Origin of the sequence: Celeribacter halophilus (assembly GCF_900114135.1) — a bacterium.
Lineage (GTDB): Bacteria > Pseudomonadota > Alphaproteobacteria > Rhodobacterales > Rhodobacteraceae > Celeribacter > Celeribacter halophilus.
This window is the reverse complement of sequence record NZ_FORY01000009.1, coordinates 1-19,410: the sequence shown is the minus strand read 5'-3', so window position 1 is coordinate 19,410 and position 19,410 is coordinate 1. Positions and strand designations below refer to the sequence as shown.

Genomic DNA, 19,410 nt, shown 5'->3' with positions numbered 1-19,410 from the left:
ACGCGAGGAGTGTTTCACGTGAAACATACCGACTTCGATGTTGTTGTCGTAGGTGGCGGCCATGCTGGTTGTGACGCTGCAGCTGCGTCTGCGAGAGCAGGGGCACAAACAGCGCTTGTCACGCTGAAGAAATCCGGTATCGGGGTTATGTCCTGTAATCCGGCGATTGGAGGTCTTGGAAAAGGCCACCTCGTGCGCGAAATCGATGCGTTGGACGGCGTTATGGGTCGGATCGCGGATAAGGCAGGCATTCAGTTCCGTCTTTTGAACCGTCGCAAGGGACCGGCTGTCCAAGGTCCGCGCGCCCAAGCAGATCGCGCGATCTATCGCACAGAGATGCTGGCTGAACTGGAAACAACAGAAAATCTCACCATCATCGAAGCCGAGGTTTCCGATTTAATTCTAACAGGGGAAACTGTGAGTGGTGTTGTGCTTGGTGATGGGTCTAGAATCAACGCCAAGGCCGTTGTCCTGACGACTGGCACTTTTTTGAACGGCCTTATTCATATTGGCGAAGAAAAACATGCCGGCGGTCGGATGGGGGACAAACCTTCCATCGCGCTAGCTGAACGTCTCTATGGTTTGAACCTGCCGATGGGACGGTTGAAAACAGGCACTCCGCCGCGCCTGAACGGCAAGACGATTGCTTGGGATATTCTGGAAGAACAGGCGGGTGATGAAGACCCCGTTGTGTTTTCCTTTATGAACCGTAAACCATTCGCGCGTCAGGTGTCCTGCGGGATTACGCATACAAATGAGAAAACCCATGACATCATTCGCGAAAATCTATCGCGTTCTGCGATGTATGGCGGACATATTGATGGGGTAGGGCCACGCTATTGCCCATCTATTGAAGACAAGATCGTGCGTTTCGCCGACAAGACGTCGCATCAGATTTTTCTTGAGCCGGAAGGACTGACCGACGATACGGTTTACCCGAACGGAATTTCGACCTCTTTGCCTGTTGATGTGCAGGAAGCCTATGTTCGCTCAATTCGTGGTCTTGAAGATGTAGAAATTCTCCAGCCGGGGTATGCGATTGAATATGACTATGTCGATCCGCGTGCTCTGCGCCTAACGTTGGAACTACGCGATGTTCCGGGACTTTTCCTTGCCGGACAGATCAACGGCACAACGGGTTATGAAGAGGCAGCGGCACAAGGGCTTGTGGCAGGGCTCAATGCTGCGCGTAGATCTATGAGGCAGGACGAGGCTACATTTACCCGTTCCGAGAGTTATATCGGCGTGATGATCGATGATCTCGTTACGCGCGGCGTGAGTGAACCTTACCGAATGTTTACCTCTCGCGCTGAATTCCGCTTATCTCTACGCGCGGATAACGCCGATCAGCGCCTTACCCCCGTGGGAATTGAGCTTGGAGTTGTGAACGAAGCCCGCAAGGTCTCGTTTACTAAAAAAATGGAAGATCTTGAGAAAGGCCGCGAGATTCTCGAAAGCGAATGCTATACGCCGAGAGAACTTAAAGCTGCCGGCGTAGCGGTTAGCTCTGACGGGTCTCGTCGTACAGCCTATCAAGTTCTTGCGTTTCCGAATGTAACCTTCGATGAAATTTCAGCACTTAATCCGAAGGTGGCGCAGATTTCACCTGAGGTTCAAGTGCAACTGGCGCGGGACGCTCTTTATGCAAATTACATCGAACGCCAGAAACGCGATGTTGAGGCGATGAAGCGGGATGAAACGCAGCTGATCCCTGACGACTTTGATTATTCTGCTTTAAGTGGGCTTTCCAATGAGTTACGGAGTAAACTCAGCCACACACGCCCGCAAACCATCGCGCAAGCTGGACGGGTAGAAGGCATGACGCCAGCGGCAGTCACGCTGATTCTGGCGCGTCTGAAGCAAAACCAAAGAGCAAAGGCGTCCTGATGTCTTCGGAAAAATTGGCCGGTCTGAATGTTTCACGTGAAACATTGGACGGTTTGGAAACTTATCGGGTGCTTCTTAAAAAGTGGAATCCGGCGATCAATCTCGTCGCCAAATCGACGATAGATATGGCTTGGGAACGTCATTTTGTGGATTCTGCTCAGGTGTTTCGCTATGCGCCGAAAAAAATTTCCAAGTGGTGCGATCTCGGAAGTGGGGGAGGGTTCCCCGGTCTGGTTTGCGCAACGCTGGCGAAAGAGGAGTCTCCGGATACAGTCTTTACAATGGTTGAGTCCGATCAGCGCAAAGCAACGTTCCTTCGCACCGTTGTTCGGGAACTGGATCTGAATGCCAATGTGATTTCTAAACGGATTGAAGATATTAAACCGCTTCAAGCAGATATTGTTACTGCGAGAGCATTGGCACCACTTCCCAAGCTTTTGGATTATGCAGAACGGCATCTGGTGAAGACCGGCCGCGGTATTTTCCTTAAAGGAACGTCTTTTCGCGATGAGCTGAGTAAATCGCTTGAAACCTGGCGTTTCAACCACGAAGAATATGCGAGCTTAACGGATTCAGAATCCGTCATCCTACTGATTGGAGATATTGAGCGTGTCTGACATTTCCCGTCCAAATGGCCCGAAAATCATTGCCGTGGCGAACCAGAAAGGCGGGGTCGGGAAAACGACCACTGCGATTAACCTCGCTGCCGCTCTTGTTAAGAACGGTTGCCGCGTTCTTGTTGTTGACCTTGATCCTCAGGGTAACGCTTCAACCGGTCTTGGTATCGAAACAGAAAGCCGTGGTTATACAACCTATGACCTTATTCTCGGGGATGCCGACATCCATGAGGTCATTCAGACGACCGAGTTTGAAAATCTTTGGATTTCGCCTGCGACGGTTGATCTGAGTTCGGCAGATATCGAGATGGTTTCTAATGAAAAGCGGAGTTTTCTGTTGCATGATGCCTTGCGTCAGCACGCAATTGATGACTTCAATTTCGATTTTATCCTGATTGACTGCCCGCCGTCTCTGAGTCTTCTGACGGTAAACGCGATGGTTGCGGCTGAATCCGTGCTTGTTCCGCTCCAGAGTGAGTTTTTCGCGTTGGAGGGGTTGTCCCAGTTGATGCTCACGGTGCGCGAAGTGCGGCAAACCGCCAACTCAAAGCTGCGCATAGAAGGCGTTGTGCTCACCATGTATGATCAGAGGAATAATTTGTCGCGGCAGGTTGAGCAGGATGCGCGAGACAATCTTGGAGATCTTGTGTTTAAGACCGTAATTCCGCGCAATGTGCGGATTAGTGAGGCCCCCTCTTTCGCTTTGCCCGTTTTGGATTATGATCCAATGTCCAAGGGCAGTTTGGCCTATCAGGCTCTGGCGAAAGAAGTGATCGCAAAAAAAGGACGATAAAATGGCGAATCCGAGCAAAGCAAAGAATAGAGGTCTTGGACGGGGGCTGTCTGCGTTGATGGCGGATGTTGCTCCTGAGACGACCGGAGAAAATACATCGACGGATGAGCCACGCCGTGCTGATATGATGGTTCCGATCGAACAAATCGTCCCGAATCCGGACCAGCCGCGTCGGACATTTGATCAATCCGCTCTCGATGAACTGGCCGATTCCATTCGTGAAAAGGGTGTGATTCAGCCTTTGATCGTCCGTGAAAGCCCTCGTAAAGCCGGAGAATATGAGATCGTCGCAGGGGAGCGCCGTTGGCGTGCGTCCCAGATTGCGCGTTTGCATGAGCTTCCGGTTCTGATCCGTGAATATTCGGACACGGAAGTTCTTGAAGTCGCGATTATCGAGAACATTCAACGGTCCGACCTGAACGCTATCGAAGAGGCGGCAGGGTATCAGCAGTTGATGGAGCGTTTTGGTCATACGCAGGAAAAACTTTCCGATGCGCTTGGCAAGAGCCGCAGCCATATCGCCAACCTCATGCGTTTGCTCAATCTGCCCGATGATGTGAAAGACCTCGTCGTGACAGGACAACTGTCGGCTGGTCATGCGCGTGCTTTGATTACTGCTGAAAATCCGTCCGAGCTTGCTCAAAAGGTCATTCAGGGCGGGTTGTCTGTCCGTCAGACGGAGAAACTGGCGAAGGCTGAAAAGACCCAAACCCAGCCGAAAACATCCAGAAAAAGCAAATCTGCCGAAAAAGATGCGGACACGCGGGCGCTTGAATCCGATCTCAGCGCCGCCATCCGGATGAAGGTGAGCATCAACCACACAGACGGGACAGAAAAGGGTGTCGTCTCGATCTCTTACGAGTCTCTGGACGAGTTGGATGCTCTGTGTGGTATTCTTTCGCGCGGTGCGTAACCTGTTTCTCGTGAAACAGCTTAGTTATCCGGGATCAATTCCCGGATAATGGCATTTAATACCGGTCTGCCTTTCCCTGTTATGGAAAGGCGGCCATTATCGGCAGTAATAAAGCTGTCTTCTAACAAGTATTTGTTTTTGAAGGAAAATTCATCGCCCAAGAGCGAAGATATCCGATTCAGGTCTATACCTTCCGAGATGCGTAATCCCATCATCAGATACTCCACAGCCTGATCATAGCCGCTCAACACCTCTCGCGGGTTTTCTCCGTGGCCTTTTTCTGTGACGGATTGAAGCCAACTTGTCGGTGCAAGCGGCGTATCTATCGCATATTTCTTGCCATCCAGGGTCAGACGACCATGTGCCCCCGGACCAATGCCAACATAATCCCCATAACGCCAGTAAATCAGGTTATGCCGGCTTTCGGAGCCCTTTTGGGCATGATTAGAGACTTCATAGGCGGGCATACCTGCCTTTTCACATTCGTCCTGTGTGACAAAATACATATCTGCCGCACTGTCATCGGATGGCAGATCACGCAACTGGCCACGGTTGTAACGATCGCCAAAGGCCGTGCCTTGTTCAATAGTGAGCTGATAGAGCGACAGATGATCTATCGCCATGGAAAGCGCTTCGCGAAGCTCGCTGCGCCATGCGTCGATAGTTTGCCCTTGCCGTGCATAGATCAGATCAAAACTCACCCGATCAAAGGTGCTGCGCGCAATATCAAAGGCCTTTTGTGCTTCAGCCACGGAATGCAGCCGCCCAAGACGTTTGAGATCCTCGTTATTGAGCGATTGAATTCCCATAGAGATACGGTTCACACCCGCGTCCCGATAGCCTTGAAACCGACCGGATTCGACAGATGTCGGGTTGGCTTCCAAGGTAATTTCGACATCATTGGACAATGTCCAACAGTTTCTAACCTTGCTCAAAATGGAATTTACAAGCTCCGGATCCATGAGCGACGGGGTGCCGCCCCCGAAAAACACCGTGTTCAGAACACGTCCCGATGTTTCCCGTGAAACGCGTTCGATTTCGGAAAGGTAGGCACGTTCCCAAACCGATTGGTCAATTGTCGCGGCGACATGGGAATTGAAATCACAGTAGGGACATTTCGACTGGCAAAACGGCCAATGAATGTAGAGGCCGAAGCCGCCGTTTTGCCAATCTTCCATCATCAGCCCCGAAACGCCGTGATTTCGATTTCGATTTTCATCTCGGGTTTGATGAGATCAGCGACCACCATCGTCGCGGCAGGGCGAATGTCAGACATGAACTCGCCCAAAGCCGGAACAAGGTCATCCAACAGAGCGGCGTCGATGATCGTATATTGCACGCGCACAGCGTCGGAGAGGGAGAAACCTTCATCCTCCAGAACGGCGGAAATTGTTTTGAAACAATTCCGCGCCTGATCTGCGACGCTTTCCGGCATGGTCATTGTTGCGTAATCGTAACCTGTGGTGCCGGAGACAAAACACCAGTCCCCCTGAACAACTGCACGGGAATAGCCCATGACTTTCTCGAAGTCGGAGCCAGAGGAGACCAGTTTGCGGGTGCTCATTTTGCGAGATCCTTGAAGGGGCCGGACACCAGTTGACGGAAGGCGTCCGTGCGATGGCTTATGGCCTGTTTGCGCGCGGGGTCCATTTCCCCGAATGTCTCTGTTTCGCCATCGGGCAGGAAAATCGGGTCGAACCCGAACCCGTGTTCACCGCGCATAGGCCAGACGATGCGGCCTTCGATGGTGCCTTCGAAAATCTCGTCATGCCCGTCGGGCCATGCCAGACAAAGCGTGGCACAGAACCGGGCGGTGCGGGGTTCCGGTGCGTTCTTTTCTTCGAGTAGGTCCCAGACTTTTTTCATAGCCATCGGGAAATCGCGGCCATTCGGGGTCTCTGCCCAATCGGCAGTATAGACACCGGGGGCACCGTCGAGCGCATCAATCATGATGCCGCTGTCATCGGAAAGGGCGGGCAAACCGCTGGCTTTCGCAGCAAAATGCGCTTTGATCCGTGCGTTTCCGGCGAATGTGTCTTCGGTCTCTTCCGGCTCTTCGAAACCAAGATCACCGGCGGAGACAACTTCGATGCCATAGGGGGCGAGAAGCTCCGCAATTTCGCGCAGCTTGCCCTTGTTGTGGGTGGCGATTACCAGTTTGTCGCTATCGAAAGCCCGCATCATGACACCGCTGCGTTTTGAGCCGAAACCAGCTCGGCAACGCCCTTTTCGGCCAGATCAAGAAGCTCGTTCATTTGAGCGCGGGAGTAGGTTGCTCCTTCGGCGCTCATTTGCGTTTCGATCATTTGACCATTGGCCAGCATGATGAAATTGCCGTCGACACCGGCTTCGGAATCTTCGGGGTAGTCGAGATCAAGCACGGGCTGGCCGCCATAGATGCCACAGGACACAGCCGCGACATTGGAAATCAGCGGATCGGAGGTGATCGCGCCAGACTTCAGCAATTTGTTCACAGCAAGACGCAGCGCAACCCAGCCGCCGGTGATGGAAGCACAACGGGTGCCGCCGTCGGCCTGAATGACATCGCAATCCACGGTGATCTGACGTTCGCCAAGGGCGACGCGGTCCACACCAGCGCGCAGGGAGCGACCGATCAGCCGCTGGATTTCCACCGTGCGCCCGCCTTGCTTGCCTTGTGTGGCCTCACGACGCATCCGTGAGGAGGTCGACCGCGGCAGCATTCCGTATTCGGCGGTGACCCAACCCTGACCGGAATTGCGCATAAATGGCGGCACGCGCTCTTCGATAGTGGCTGTACAAAGCACATGCGTATCGCCACAACGGATCAGACAAGAGCCCTCTGCGTGTTTTGTGATGCCGGTCTCGATTGAAACCGCGCGCATTTCGTCTAAATTTCTACCTGAGGGTCTCATGATATATCCTTCCGCATCTGTTGCGGCAGACATAACGAAGAGCAGCTCGGACGCGCAAGCCTCATTGACCCTCGGTCTCGATGTCTTTTAATGGCGGAGGGTCTCGGAAGACGCAGGTAGAATGACAGATCGTGTAAATCTTATCGCTGAAATGAGTGACCGTTCGCGGGAAGTGTTTCGCCGCGTGGTCGAGGGCTATCTCGATAGCGGCGGGCCCGTCGGGTCGCGCACCCTGACGCGCAGCATGAGTGAAAAGGTCTCCGCCGCCACCGTGCGCAACGTGATGCAGGATCTGGAGTATCTCGGCCTTCTCGACAGCCCACATGTCTCCGCAGGGCGCGTGCCGACGCAGCTCGGGCTCCGGCTCTTTGTCGATGGCCTGCTCGAAGTCGGCACCGTCACAGATGATGTGCGCGAAAAGATGGAAGATACGATCCGCACCGAACAAAGCGATGTCACGGGTATGCTTGATCGTGTCGGCTCGGCCCTGTCCGGCCTGACCCACGGGGCCAGCCTTGTTCTCGCGCCGAAACACGAAGCCCCTGTAAAACATGTGGAATTCGTCAACCTTGCCCCTGACCGCGCGCTGGTGGTGCTGGTCTTTGCTGATGGTCACGTCGAAAACCGGATCTTCAAACCGCCCGTCGGACAAACCCCGTCTTCCCTGCGGGAGGCGACCAATTTTCTCAATGCGCTGGTCGAGGGCAAGACGCTTTCGGAATTGCGTTCTGTCGTCGAGCGCGAAATCAAAACGCGGCGACAGGAACTCGACAGTCTCGCGGCCAACCTGATCGAAAACGGCGCGGCCTTCTGGGAAGGCGAGGGCTCGAACTACGAACGTCTCATCGTGCGGGGACGCTCGAATCTTTTGGAAGAAAGCACGGAAGCCGAGGAACTGGACCGGATCAGAACCCTCTTTGACGACCTCGAAAAGAAGCGCGACATCGCCGAATTTCTCGAACTGACCGAAGATGGCGAGGGCGTTCGCATTTTCATAGGCTCCGAGAACAAACTTTTCTCACTTTCGGGTTCCTCTTTGGTGGTTTCTCCATATATGAACGCTGAACGAAAAATTATCGGTGCCGTGGGCGTCATTGGACCGACTCGTCTGAATTATGGGCGGATCGTGCCGATTGTCGATTATACGGCCCAGCTTGTGGGGCGGATTCTGTCCGGCAAAGCGTGAAAGGTGAAACATGACGGATTCGAAGAAAGATATGTCCGAAGGGTTCGAAGCTAACAATGATGACGAGATGATCGACATCACCTCCGAAGAGGCGCTTGAAACGCCGGAAGATGAGGATGTTTCGGAAGAGATGGAACAGCTTCGTGCAGAGCGCGATGAATTCCGCGACCGCTTTATGCGGGCGGTGGCCGATGCGGAAAACTCGCGCAAACGGGCCGAGCGGGATCGTAAGGAAGCGGAAAACTACGGCGGCTCAAAGCTCGCTCGTGATATGTTGCCCGTTTTCGACAATATGAAACGTGCGATTGATGCGATTGCCGAAGACCAGCGCGAGGCGCAAGCCGCTCTGATCGAAGGCATCGAGCTGACCATGCGTGAATTGCTCAACACCTTCTCCAAACACGGGATCCAGATCATCAATCCCGAAGTTGGTGATACGTTTGACCCGCAAATTCACGAGGCCATGTTCGAAGCGGCAGTGCCAAACACCAAGGCGGGCGACATCATTCAGGTGATGAATGTCGGCTTCATGCTTCATGACCGGCTGTTGCGTCCGGCGCAGGTTGGCGTCTCCTCGACACCGTCCAGTTAAGTTCCGTGACATAAACGACCCGGAATTCAAAAGGCCCCCGCAATTGCAGGGGCCTTTTCTTATGCCAGTTTCGCTTTCAGATCATACAGAACCTGAAGCGCCTCACGCGGCGACAGTTCATCAGGGATGATCTCGTTCAGGGCCTTCTCCACATCGCTTTCCTTCGGCTTCTCCGACGGTGCCGGAGTGGGCACCGCTGCAAAAAGCGGAAGGTCGTCAATGATCGCTTTCGGATTGGCTGCGTGTTCTGCCTGACCTTTTTCGAGCGCCTCAAGCACGGATTTCGCTCGCTCGACCACCGCATCCGGCAGGCCCGCAAGCCGTGCGACCTGCACACCATAGGAGCGGTCCGCTTTGCCCTTGATCACCTCATGCAGGAAAATCACCTCGCCATCCCATTCCTTGACGGCGACGGTGGCGTTCTCCGCACCGGACAGCTTGTCCGAGAGGCTGGTCATTTCATGGTAGTGGGTCGCAAAAAGGGCGCGGCATTTGTTGACGTCATGAAGGTGCTCAAGCGTCGCCCAAGCAATCGACAACCCGTCATAGGTCGCCGTGCCGCGTCCGATTTCATCGAGGATGACCAAGGCGCGATCATCCGCCTGATTGAGAATGGCGGCGGTTTCGACCATTTCGACCATGAATGTCGACCGCCCACGCGCCAGATCGTCGGAGGCGCCAACACGGGAAAACAGTTGTGACACAATCCCGATATGGGCGCTTTCGGCGGGAACATAGGAACCGGCCTGCGCGATGAGGGCGATGAGTGCGTTCTGGCGTAGAAAGGTGGATTTACCGGCCATGTTCGGACCGGTCAAAAGCCAGATCGCCGCGCCGTCATGCCCGTCTGAGAGATCGCAACTGTTGGCCACGAATTTGTCGCCGCCCTGTTTGCGCAAAGCGCGTTCGACAACGGGGTGACGCCCGCCTTTGATAAGAAATTCCCGACCCGAATCCACCTTGGGACGGGTCCATCCTTCGGCCTTTGCCAGATCGGCCAGCGCGGTAATCAGGTCAAGTTCGGCCAGCGCACCGGAGGCATCGTTGATCGCGGGAGCATGTTCCAGAATGGCCATGCGCAGCGTTTCAAAAAGACGTTTTTCGATTTCAAGCGCGCGCCCGCCGGCGTTGTGGATTTTGGTTTCAAGCTCGCTGAGTTCAAGCGTCGTAAACCGCACCTGATTGGCCGTGGTCTGGCGGTGGATAAAGGTGTCGGAGAGGGACAGCATCTTTTCCGCATGTGTTGCGGTCGTCTCGATAAAATAGCCGAGCACATTGTTGTGCTTCACCTTGAGCGACTGCACCCCTGTCATTTCGGCGTATTTCACCTGCAAGGAGGCGATGACCCCGCGCCCTTCGTCGCGCAGGGTGCGACATTCGTCGAGTTCCTCGTCATAGCCAGCGGCAATGAAACCGCCGTCACGGGCAAGCAGGGGAGGTTCCGCCACAAGAGCCGCGTCCAACAGGTCGATCAGTTCGGCCTGTCCGGTCAGAAAACCCATTTTTTGCTGGATTAGGGTCGAAACTGGCGCTGCTTCCAAGAGGCTGTAGATGTTTTCCGCCTGTGACAAACCGTTGCGAATGGCCGCGAGATCACGGGGGCCGCCGCGCTCCAGACCGATCCGAGAGAGGGCGCGTTCCATATCCGGCACCTTGCGCAGGGCGTCTCTGAGGGACTCTGCGGTCTGGGTGTTTTCGATGGCGAAATCTATGGCGTCGAGACGTGCGGTGATGATGTCGACATCGCGTGAGGGGCTGGACAGTCTGCGTTCAAGAAGCCGTCCACCTGCGGCGGTCACGGTGCGGTCCATCGTGGCGATCAGGGAGCCGTCGCGCCCTCCGGACAGCGCGTGCGAAATCTCAAGGTTGCGCCGTGTGGCCGCGTCGATCTGCATCGTGCCGCGCAGGGACTCGCGCACAGGGCGTCGCACCAGCGGCAGTTTGCCTTTTTGCGTGATGTCGAGATAATCGACAATTGCCCCCATCGCGGCGACTTCCGGCAGGCTGAATTGCCCGAAAGCCTCCAGCGACGAGACGTTGAACAGCGTGGTGAGGCGGTTCTGTGCCGAGGTGCTGTCAAAAGACGCGCGGGAGAGTTCGGTCATGCGGTCGTGAAAATCAGGCACAAACTCGGCCCAATTCGCCTCGTGGGCTTCGGAAACGACGATTTCCGAGGGGTTGAGCCGCGCAAGCTCCGGCCCCAGCCCGACAAGCGGGCAGGGCATGACATGAAACGCACCCGTGGAAATATCGATCCACGCCAGTGCCCCTTCCTCGCGGATTTCGGCATAGGCGGCGAGGAAATTGTGACGGCGCGCATCGAGCAGCGTGTCTTCCGTCAACGTGCCCGGCGTCACAAGCCGCACCACATCGCGCTTGACCACAGACTTGGACCCGCGCTTTTTCGCCTCGCTCGGGTCTTCAAGCTGCTCACAAACCGCGACCTTGAACCCTTTGCGGATGAGGTTGAGCAAATAGGTCTCGGCGGCATGAACCGGCACGCCGCACATGGGGATGTCATCACCGGCATGTTTGCCACGCTTGGTCAGCGCAATATCAAGCGCCTCAGCCGCGGCAACAGCATCGTCGAAGAACATCTCGTAGAAATCGCCCATACGATAAAACAAAAGCGCATCGCGATGCCGCGATTTGATTTCGAGATATTGCGCCATCATCGGCGTGGGGGCGGAGGTTTGGGTGGCCAAAGTTCTGTCCCTTGTCTTATTTTCCGCCCAACTTAGCGGCCCGATATGTGGCGTAAAGGCCCATATCGTTTTCTTTTTGTTGAGACCTGCGCGGGGTGTGGGTAAGTAGTCCCAATTGATCGCGAGGAGACCACCCGAATGTCCAAGACCAAACAAACCCGTGAAGAAGCGCTCGCCTTTCACATGGAACCCCGTCCGGGCAAGTTCGATGTGGCGCCCAGCGTTCCGATGACCACACAAAGAGACCTCTCTCTGGCCTATTCCCCGGGTGTGGCCGTGCCTTGCGAGGAAATCGCAAAGTCTCCCGAAACCGCCTATGACTATACCAACAAGGGCAACCTTGTCGCCGTGATCACAAACGGGACCGCCGTTCTCGGCCTCGGCAATCTCGGCGCTCTGGCGTCCAAGCCGGTGATGGAGGGCAAGGCGGTTCTGTTCAAACGCTTTGCCGATGTGAACTCCATCGACATCGAACTGGATACCGAAGACCCCGAAGAGATCATTCAGGCCGTCCGCCTCATGGGGCCGAGCTTTGGCGGGATCAATCTCGAAGACATCAAAGCACCGGAATGTTTCATCATCGAGCAACGGCTCAAGGAAGAAATGGACATTCCGGTCTTTCACGACGACCAACACGGCACGGCGGTGATCTGTGCTGCGGGTCTGATCAATGCGCTTTATATCTCCGGCAAAAAGATCGAGGACTGCAAAATCGTCCTCAACGGTGCCGGTGCCGCCGGGATCGCCTGTCTCGAACTCATCAAATCCATGGGCGCGAAACATGACAACTGCATCATGTGCGATACCAAAGGTGTGATCTATCAGGGCCGCACCGAAGGCATGAACCAATGGAAATCCGCCCACGCCGCCACCACCGACGCCCGCACGCTTGCCGAGGCGATGGTGGATGCTGATGTGTTCCTTGGCGTGTCCGCCAAAGGCTCCGTGACGCAGGACATGGTGAAAAGCATGGCGCCCAACGCCGTGATCTTTGCGATGGCCAACCCCGATCCGGAAATCACCCCCGAAGAGGCCCACGAAGTGCGTGACGATGTGATTGTCGCCACGGGGCGCTCGGACTACCCGAACCAGGTGAACAACGTTCTGGGCTTTCCCTATCTCTTCCGTGGTGCGCTCGACATTCATGCCCGCGCGATCAATGACGAAATGAAAATCGCCTGTGCAGAGGCGCTGGCCGCGCTGGCACGCGAGGATGTGCCGGACGAGGTGGCGCTGGCCTATGGGCGCAAGCTGTCCTTCGGGCGCGATTACATCATTCCGACCCCGTTCGACCCGCGCCTGATCTACACCATCCCGCCCGCTGTGGCACAGGTTGGCATGGACACCGGCGTGGCGCGGCGTCCGATCATCGACATGGAAGGCTATGCGCAGGATCTCAAAGCCCGCATGGACCCCACGGCACAGATTTTGCAAGGGCTCTACGCCCGTGCGCGTCAGGCTCAGGCAACAATGGTGTTTGCCGAGGGCGACGATCCGCGTGTTCTGCGCGCTGCCGTGGCCTATCATCGCGGCGGGTTTGGTCGCGCCTTGGTTGTTGGCCGCACCGAAGATGTGCAGGCCAAACTTCAGGAAGAAGGGCTGGGCGAAGCGATTTCCGAAATCGAAATCGTCAACGCCGCGAACACAGAGCACCTGCCGGAATATAAGGACTTCCTTTACAAACGGTTGCAGCGTTCCGGTTTCGACCAAAAAGACATCCATCGTCTTGCCGCCCGTGACCGCCATGCCTTTTCCGCTCTGATGCTGGCGCATGGTCATGCTGACGGCCTTGTCACCGGTGCGACCCGCAAATCGGCTCATGTGCTGGACCGGATCAATTCGGTCTTTGACGCCAAGGCCGAAGATGGCGCAGTCGGTGTGACCGCAGTTCTGCTCAAGGGCCGGATCATCTTCATCGCGGATACGTTGGTGCATGAATGGCCGGAGGAAGAAGACCTCGCCGATATTGCCGAGGCTGCCGCCGCTGTTGCGCGTAAGATGGGGATCGAGCCGCGTGTGGCCTTCGCCTCCTTCTCGACATTCGGCTATCCGGTGTCCGAGCGTGCCAACAAGATGCACATGGCGCCGCAAGTGCTCGACAAGCGTGGCGTCGATTTCGAATATGATGGCGAGATGACCGTTGATGTGGCGCTCAATCCCGATGTGATGGCGGCTTATCCCTTCTGTCGCCTGTCGGGGCCGGCCAATATTCTCGTTGTGCCTGCCCGTCACTCTGCCTCTATTTCTGTCAAACTGATGCAGGAAATGGCCGAGGCAACCGTGATTGGTCCGATTTTGACCGGTGTGGATAAGCCGATTCAGATTTGCTCAACTGTTTCCACGGTAAATGACATTCTGAACATGGCTGTTCTTGCGGCGTGCAAGGTGGGTCAAACAACGTAATGTGACACTGTTGGAGGGCGCTTATGGCAATCTTTAATCTCGGTTCGGTAAATATCGACCATTTCTACAAGCTTGCCCATTTTCCCGAACCCGGAGAAACCCTGAGCGCTCTGGATCACACACTCGGCCTCGGCGGCAAAGGGATGAACCAATCCGTTGCCGCAGCGAAAGCGGGGGCCGAGGTGTTTCACATCGGTGCGATTGGCAAGAGCGATGGCTGGGTCCGTGAGCGGATCGAAGGCTATGGTGTGAATTGCAAATATCTGCGCGAGGCGGATGAGGCGACGGGTCACGCGGTGATCTATGTCGATGCCTCTGGCGAGAACACTATCGTGTTGGCTCCGGGTGCGAATGTGCAGCAGGACAGCGAATTTGTTGTGAATGCGATTGATCAGGCGAAATCGACTGACACTTTGCTGTTGCAAAATGAAACCAACCTGCAACCGCCCGCCGCCACCTTTGCCTTGGTCAAAGGGATGCGGGTGATCTATTCCGCCGCGCCGTTTTCCATTGAGGCGGTGAAGAACATCATTCCCGATCTCTCCATGTTGGTGATGAACGCCGTGGAGGCCAGCCAGCTCAGTTCCGAGATGGGTGTGTCTCTGGAGCAGATTCCCGTGCCGCAGATCATGGTCACTTTGGGTAGCAAGGGTGCGATGTGGCGGTCCAACGAGACGGGCGAGGTGATCGAGGTCACATCTCCGAAGGTGACGCCAGTGGACACCACGGCTGCCGGAGACACATACATCGGCTATGTCGCGGCGGGGCTTGATCTTGGAATGCCGATCAAGGCGGCGATGGAATGGGCAACACAGGCGGCGGCGCTGAAAGTGACCCGCGCGGGCACGGCGGATGCGATTCCGTCTGCTGATGAGGTGAAAGCCTTTCGCGGGGCGTGAGGCCGCTGTGATCTCGCATTGAAAAGGGCGCCTCGACGGGCGCCCTTTTGATTTACATGATGCCCGACAGAAGTCTGACAGGTATCCGACGCTTTGCCGACCCTTATTTGAGGCGACGATTCCGTGCGGCCAGAAGTTTCAGGCGCAGCGCGTTGAGCTGGATAAAGCCCTGCGCATCTTTCTGGTCGTAAGCGCCTGCATCGTCCTCGAAGGTGACGTGCGCTTCGGAATAGAGCGAGGCTTCGGAAGACCGTGCAACCGTAAAAGCCGAGCCTTTATAGAGTTTTAGGCGAACATTACCGGAGACATGCTCCTGCGATTTGTCGATTGCGGCCTGAAGCATTTCACGTTCGGGCGAGAACCAGAAACCGTTGTAGATCAGCTCCGCATAACGCGGCATCAGGCTGTCTTTGAGGTGACCGGCGCCGGAATCGAGTGTAATCTGCTCAATCCCCCGATGCGCCTCCAACAAAATAGTCCCCCCCGGAGTTTCATAAACACCACGGGATTTCATGCCGACAAAACGGTTCTCCACAAAGTCGAGACGCCCGATACCGTGCTTGCGACCGTATTCGTTCAACTCGGTCAGAACGGTCGCGGGGCTCATCGCCACCCCGTTGATCGCCACCGCATCGCCTTTTTCAAAGGTGATGTCGATGAATTCCGGCTCGTTCGGCGCATCTTCGGGATGAACCGTGCGCTGGTAGACGTAATCCGGTGCTTCTTGCGCCGGATCTTCAAGCACCTTGCCCTCGGAAGAGGTGTGCAACAGGTTCGCATCAACAGAGAAGGGCGCCTCGCCCCGTTTGTCTTTTGCGATCGGAATCTGGTTTTTCTCAGCAAAATCAAGCAGCTTCGTGCGGGACGACAGGTCCCATTCGCGCCACGGTGCGATCACTTTGATATCGGGGTTGAGCGCGTAGGCGGACAGCTCGAAACGCACCTGATCATTGCCCTTACCGGTCGCGCCATGCGCTACAGCATCGGCTCCGGTTTCTTCGGCAATCTCGACGAGGCGCTTGGAGATCAGCGGGCGCGCAATGGACGTGCCCAGAAGGTAGAGACCTTCATAAACCGCATTGGCGCGGAACATCGGGAAAACGAAATCACGCACAAATTCTTCGCGCACATCTTCGATGTAAATGTTTTCCGGTTTGATGCCGAGCATCTCAGCCTTTTGTCGTGCCGGTTCCAGTTCTTCACCTTGGCCGAGATCGGCGGTAAAGGTCACAACCTCACAGCCGTATTCGGTCTGGAGCCATTTCAGGATGATCGAGGTATCAAGGCCGCCGGAATAGGCGAGAACCACTTTTTTGGGCGCAGACATAAGACTTTCCTTTTTCGGACATCGCAGGCGCGATTATCGGTTTTTTGCCCCGAGAGCAAGGATTGAGCAAGGTTTCATACCAAGAATGCTTTAGCTTGGGGGGAAAAACCACTAAACCTGCGATTAAGATAATCAAAAAGGGTCATCATGACGGGTTTTATCCTCTTTCGAAACGCCGTGTTGCGTGTGCTGCACCATCTCGACGAAGCCTTGGCTGTGTCTGGCCTGATCTGGATCGGTATCCTGATTATACAGATTTTGAGCTTCGGCGCGGTGGATATGGAGGGCCTTGAGGCGGGCGACCCTGCGGCTGTGTCTGGCAATGGGTTGATGCTGCTCTTTATCGCCAATCTGGCGATGGTGATCGGGTCTTGCTGGATCGCGGTTGAGTGGCACCGTTACGCGCTTGAGGGCAAACGCCCGACATCCGCTTTCCCGTCTTGGAACGGCAAGAGGATCCTTAGCTATTTCTTCCTTTCCATTCTGATAGGTATCGGCATCGGAATGGCTGTTGGGCTTTTTGCTGGCGTGTTGTTTTCCCTGTTTGGAACAATGCTGTCCCAGTCGATTGGCGGGCTGTTTCTTATCGTTGTGATCGGCTTGCCTGCGGTGTTTCTGTTCCTGAGGATTTCCCCTGTTTTGCCTGCGGTTGCCTTGGGGGACAAACTTTCTTTTGGAGACGCTTGGAACGCGACGAAACCCCATTCAGCCTCCATTTTTCAGGCCGCGATCCTGTCGATTGCGGCTTTGATCGTGGTCCAGTTCGTTGCGCCGGTGTTCGGTAGCGGAATTGTCGGTCTCCTATATGAACTCGCTGTCGGCTGGCTGTTGCTGATGGTTAATGTCAGCCTTCTGTCGTCGATCTATGAGCTTTCCTTGAAGGGGCAGTTGCATGACTGATCCAAAAGAATTTGCGCAAAACGCGCGCGCGGCTGAAACTTTGGTGCGCCGCCTTTTCGAGCCCACCCCGTGTTTGCGCAATGATCACCTGTCTCAGGCGTTCGATTGTGACGTTTGGTTAAAGCGCGAAGACTTGACGCCGGTTCGGTCCTACAAATTGCGTGGGGCGTGGAATGCGATGATCAAGGCGCGCGAAAAGAACCCGAACATCAGCCTGTTCGTTTGTGCCTCTGCGGGCAACCACGCTCAGGGTGTGGCTTTTGCCTGTCGTCAGTTCGGGGTGCGGGGGGTGATCTTCATGCCCGTTACGACACCGCAGCAGAAGATCGACAAGACAAAAGTCTTTGGCGGCGAGATGGTCGAAATTCGTCTGGTTGGGGATTATTTCGACAAAACGCTTGAGACCGCGCAAACATATTGCGCGGAAGAGGGCGGCCATTTTCTCGCGCCTTTTGACGATTCCGATGTGATTGAGGGACAAGCGACTGTTGCGGTGGAGTTCATGTCGCAAATGACGCCTGACATCGTTGTGCTGCCGGTCGGTGGCGGAGGGCTTTCTTCGGGTGTTCTGTCCTACCTTAAAACAGAAGCTCCCGATGCCGAGATCTATTTTGTAGAGCCGATGGGGGGACGGTCGCTCAAGGCGGCTGTTCAGGAGGGGCATCCGGTGACCCTGACGGACATTGATAGTTTTGTGGATGGCGCAGCCGTGGCGCGTATCGGTGCGCTCCCCTTTGATGTTCTCAAGGACATTTCTCCCGACAACATTCTGGCCTGTCCGGAAGATCGCATTTGCTCCACCATGATTGATATGTTGAATGTTGAGGGCATCGTTCTGGAACCAGCCGGTGCTTTGTCGATTGATGCGCTTCAAGATATTCGTGATGAAATTCGCGGAAAACGGATTTTGTGTGTGACTTCTGGCGGCAATTTCGATTTCGAGCGCTTGCCGGAGGTCAAAGAACGGGCGCAGCGCTTCCGAAACCTGAAGAAATATTTCATCCTACGTATGCCTCAGCGCCCGGGGGCGTTGCGGGAGTTCCTTGATATGTTGGGGCCGACTGACGATGTTGCGCGGTTTGAGTATCTGAAAAAATCGGCACGCAATTTTGGTTCTGTTTTAATCGGGATTGAAACGGATAACCCAGATAATTTTTCCCAACTGTTTGAAAAAATGGATGCGGCAGGTTTGGTTTATCGTGACATTACAAATGATCAGGCGCTTGCCGAATTTGTGCTTTAATCTTTGCTCATAGCACTACGTTTTTTAGAAACTCTTCGCGGGAATGTGTGTAAGTTTCAAAAAGCTTCAGTAGATCAATTTGAGCGACATCACCTCGGCGTGCTGCGATTTCCCCTTCATAGCAAAGGGATGAAAATGCAGTGAAGCCGAGGTTCATGGAGCTTCCCTTAAGAAAGTGTAAATCCTGCTGCAAGCTATTCGGATTTGGAGCATTTCGTATTCTTGCAACCGTTTCGTCAACTTCCTCTAGAAATATGCTGGCGACTTCGGTGAAATCTTTTTCACCAACCTCAGCCCGCAATTCTTCAATGCGTTTCCAATCAATCATTGGCTTTCCAACTCTCGAAAGCGTGCAGCTGTTTTGAACCTAGGCGCCGGAAAACTACGATGCTTGGCGCATATTTCGCGAGGCGGAGATTTCGCACCTGCAGGATTGAGTGTCCTCACGGAAAGCCATAACAATGGATTTTTGCTTGAGATTGTGCCTGAAATTCAACGGCTTTAATCGTGCAACCAAATAACCTGTCGCTTCCAGACAATCGATCCGGGCAAATAGGTTAGAGCGCTTTTTTATGCGATGTAGCAACCTACCTAAGCGAGTGTGTTTTAGCCAAGTAACCATGTTGTCCCTACATGTTGATTGATCATCGAGACTCATCTCAGAAATTAATTAAAATGACGTAAAATCAGTGGCAGTAAAATGTACTTTTTTGCGCACTATAAGTAAGCGTTCGCTGGCCCTCACCTTTTGTTCGATTGTCTAACCTGCGATGCCGTGTCCGATGGAGATCGGTGCAGGAGTTTCGCGATGGCGACTACGGTGGAGTTTCTCAGGAGCTACGGGGTGGACATACGGACCAATGGTCAGCGACGCTGGCCGGATGAGGTCAAGGCGCGGATCGTAGCTGAGAGTTTAAAGCCCGGGGCGACGGTGAACGGGGTTGCTGCGCGGTATGGGCTTCGGGCAAACCATCTGTCGGAATGGCGCCGTCGGGCGCGTGACGGCAGGTTGGTTTTACCCGCAGATGAAGAGGATGGCTTTTGTTTTGCG

The 19,410-nt window shown here is 54.9% G+C and carries 18 protein-coding genes; 11 read left to right on the top strand and 7 right to left on the bottom strand.

Features of this window, described 5'->3' with window-relative positions:
* The first annotated feature begins 18 nt into the window (after nt 1-18).
* From mnmG to BM152_RS10715, 4 genes are read left to right on the top strand one after another with little or no spacing between them, the layout of a single operon-like run.
* On the top strand, nt 19-1,887 hold the full coding sequence (gene mnmG, locus BM152_RS10730) for a tRNA uridine-5-carboxymethylaminomethyl(34) synthesis enzyme MnmG (protein WP_066600959.1): 1,869 nt from the start codon (nt 19-21) through the stop codon (nt 1,885-1,887).
* Nucleotides 1,887-2,504: a 16S rRNA (guanine(527)-N(7))-methyltransferase RsmG gene (gene rsmG / locus BM152_RS10725; RefSeq protein ID WP_066600957.1), complete on the top strand. Its 618-nt coding sequence runs from the start codon at nt 1,887-1,889 to the stop codon at nt 2,502-2,504. Before mnmG ends, rsmG begins: the two co-directional genes overlap by 1 nt.
* Nucleotides 2,497-3,297 (top strand): ParA family protein, encoded by an 801-nt coding sequence (locus BM152_RS10720; RefSeq protein ID WP_066600955.1) that lies wholly within the window; start codon nt 2,497-2,499, stop codon nt 3,295-3,297. Before rsmG ends, BM152_RS10720 begins: the two co-directional genes overlap by 8 nt.
* Before the next feature lies 1 nt (nt 3,298).
* On the top strand, nt 3,299-4,210 hold the full coding sequence (locus BM152_RS10715) for a ParB/RepB/Spo0J family partition protein (RefSeq protein ID WP_066600953.1): 912 nt from the start codon (nt 3,299-3,301) through the stop codon (nt 4,208-4,210).
* A gap of 20 nt (nt 4,211-4,230) precedes the next feature.
* Here BM152_RS10715 and hemW read toward each other — a convergent pair whose 3' ends face one another.
* From hemW to rph, 4 genes are read right to left on the bottom strand one after another with little or no spacing between them, the layout of a single operon-like run.
* Entirely contained in the window at nt 4,231-5,388 is a 1,158-nt protein-coding gene (gene hemW / locus BM152_RS10710) for a radical SAM family heme chaperone HemW (protein WP_066600951.1), read from the bottom strand.
* Between the two features lie 2 nt (nt 5,389-5,390).
* Complete coding sequence (locus BM152_RS10705) at nt 5,391-5,774, bottom strand: RidA family protein (RefSeq protein WP_066600950.1); 384 nt, start codon at nt 5,772-5,774, stop codon at nt 5,391-5,393.
* On the bottom strand, nt 5,771-6,391 hold the full coding sequence (gene rdgB / locus BM152_RS10700; RefSeq protein ID WP_170845870.1) for an RdgB/HAM1 family non-canonical purine NTP pyrophosphatase: 621 nt from the start codon (nt 6,389-6,391) through the stop codon (nt 5,771-5,773). Before rdgB ends, BM152_RS10705 begins: the two co-directional genes overlap by 4 nt.
* Nucleotides 6,391-7,104, bottom strand: a complete 714-nt coding sequence (rph, locus tag BM152_RS10695; RefSeq protein WP_066600948.1) for a ribonuclease PH — start codon at nt 7,102-7,104, stop codon at nt 6,391-6,393. Before rph ends, rdgB begins: the two co-directional genes overlap by 1 nt.
* A gap of 121 nt (nt 7,105-7,225) precedes the next feature.
* On the opposite strand from rph, the gene hrcA reads away from it, so the two are divergent.
* Both hrcA and BM152_RS10685 read left to right on the top strand, forming a co-directional pair.
* Nucleotides 7,226-8,290 (top strand): heat-inducible transcriptional repressor HrcA, encoded by a 1,065-nt coding sequence (gene hrcA, locus BM152_RS10690; RefSeq protein WP_066600945.1) that lies wholly within the window; start codon nt 7,226-7,228, stop codon nt 8,288-8,290.
* Between the two features lie 10 nt (nt 8,291-8,300).
* Nucleotides 8,301-8,882 carry a nucleotide exchange factor GrpE gene (locus BM152_RS10685; protein WP_082715302.1) on the top strand — a complete coding sequence of 194 codons (582 nt, stop codon included), beginning with the start codon at nt 8,301-8,303 and terminating at the stop codon, nt 8,880-8,882.
* Nucleotides 8,883-8,941: 59 nt separating this feature from the next.
* Here BM152_RS10685 and mutS read toward each other — a convergent pair whose 3' ends face one another.
* Nucleotides 8,942-11,557, bottom strand: a complete 2,616-nt coding sequence (gene mutS, locus BM152_RS10680) for a DNA mismatch repair protein MutS (protein ID WP_066601234.1) — start codon at nt 11,555-11,557, stop codon at nt 8,942-8,944.
* A 168-nt stretch (nt 11,558-11,725) separates the two neighbouring features.
* On the opposite strand from mutS, the gene BM152_RS10675 reads away from it, so the two are divergent.
* Both BM152_RS10675 and BM152_RS10670 read left to right on the top strand, forming a co-directional pair.
* Nucleotides 11,726-13,990: an NADP-dependent malic enzyme gene (locus BM152_RS10675; protein ID WP_066600944.1), complete on the top strand. Its 2,265-nt coding sequence runs from the start codon at nt 11,726-11,728 to the stop codon at nt 13,988-13,990.
* Between the two features lie 23 nt (nt 13,991-14,013).
* On the top strand, nt 14,014-14,889 hold the full coding sequence (locus tag BM152_RS10670) for a ribokinase (protein WP_066600942.1): 876 nt from the start codon (nt 14,014-14,016) through the stop codon (nt 14,887-14,889).
* Between the two features lie 103 nt (nt 14,890-14,992).
* Here BM152_RS10670 and BM152_RS10665 read toward each other — a convergent pair whose 3' ends face one another.
* Nucleotides 14,993-16,216 carry an argininosuccinate synthase gene (locus BM152_RS10665; protein WP_066600941.1) on the bottom strand — a complete coding sequence of 408 codons (1,224 nt, stop codon included), beginning with the start codon at nt 16,214-16,216 and terminating at the stop codon, nt 14,993-14,995.
* Nucleotides 16,217-16,363: 147 nt separating this feature from the next.
* Between BM152_RS10665 and BM152_RS10660 the strand changes: the two genes are divergently transcribed.
* Nucleotides 16,364-17,116, top strand: coding sequence for a hypothetical protein (locus BM152_RS10660; RefSeq protein WP_066600940.1), 753 nt, complete (start codon nt 16,364-16,366; stop codon nt 17,114-17,116).
* A complete protein-coding gene (ilvA, locus tag BM152_RS10655) occupies nt 17,109-18,359 on the top strand; it encodes a threonine ammonia-lyase IlvA (protein ID WP_066600936.1) in 1,251 nt (416 codons plus the stop codon). The genes BM152_RS10660 and ilvA overlap by 8 nt, the downstream gene beginning before the upstream one ends.
* Before the next feature lie 7 nt (nt 18,360-18,366).
* Here ilvA and BM152_RS10650 read toward each other — a convergent pair whose 3' ends face one another.
* Nucleotides 18,367-18,687: an Hpt domain-containing protein gene (locus BM152_RS10650; protein ID WP_066600934.1), complete on the bottom strand. Its 321-nt coding sequence runs from the start codon at nt 18,685-18,687 to the stop codon at nt 18,367-18,369.
* Between the two features lie 480 nt (nt 18,688-19,167).
* Here BM152_RS10650 and BM152_RS10645 point away from each other — a divergent pair.
* Nucleotides 19,168-19,410 (top strand): transposase (locus BM152_RS10645; RefSeq protein WP_139222493.1); only part of this gene is annotated, 243 nt, incomplete at its 3' end.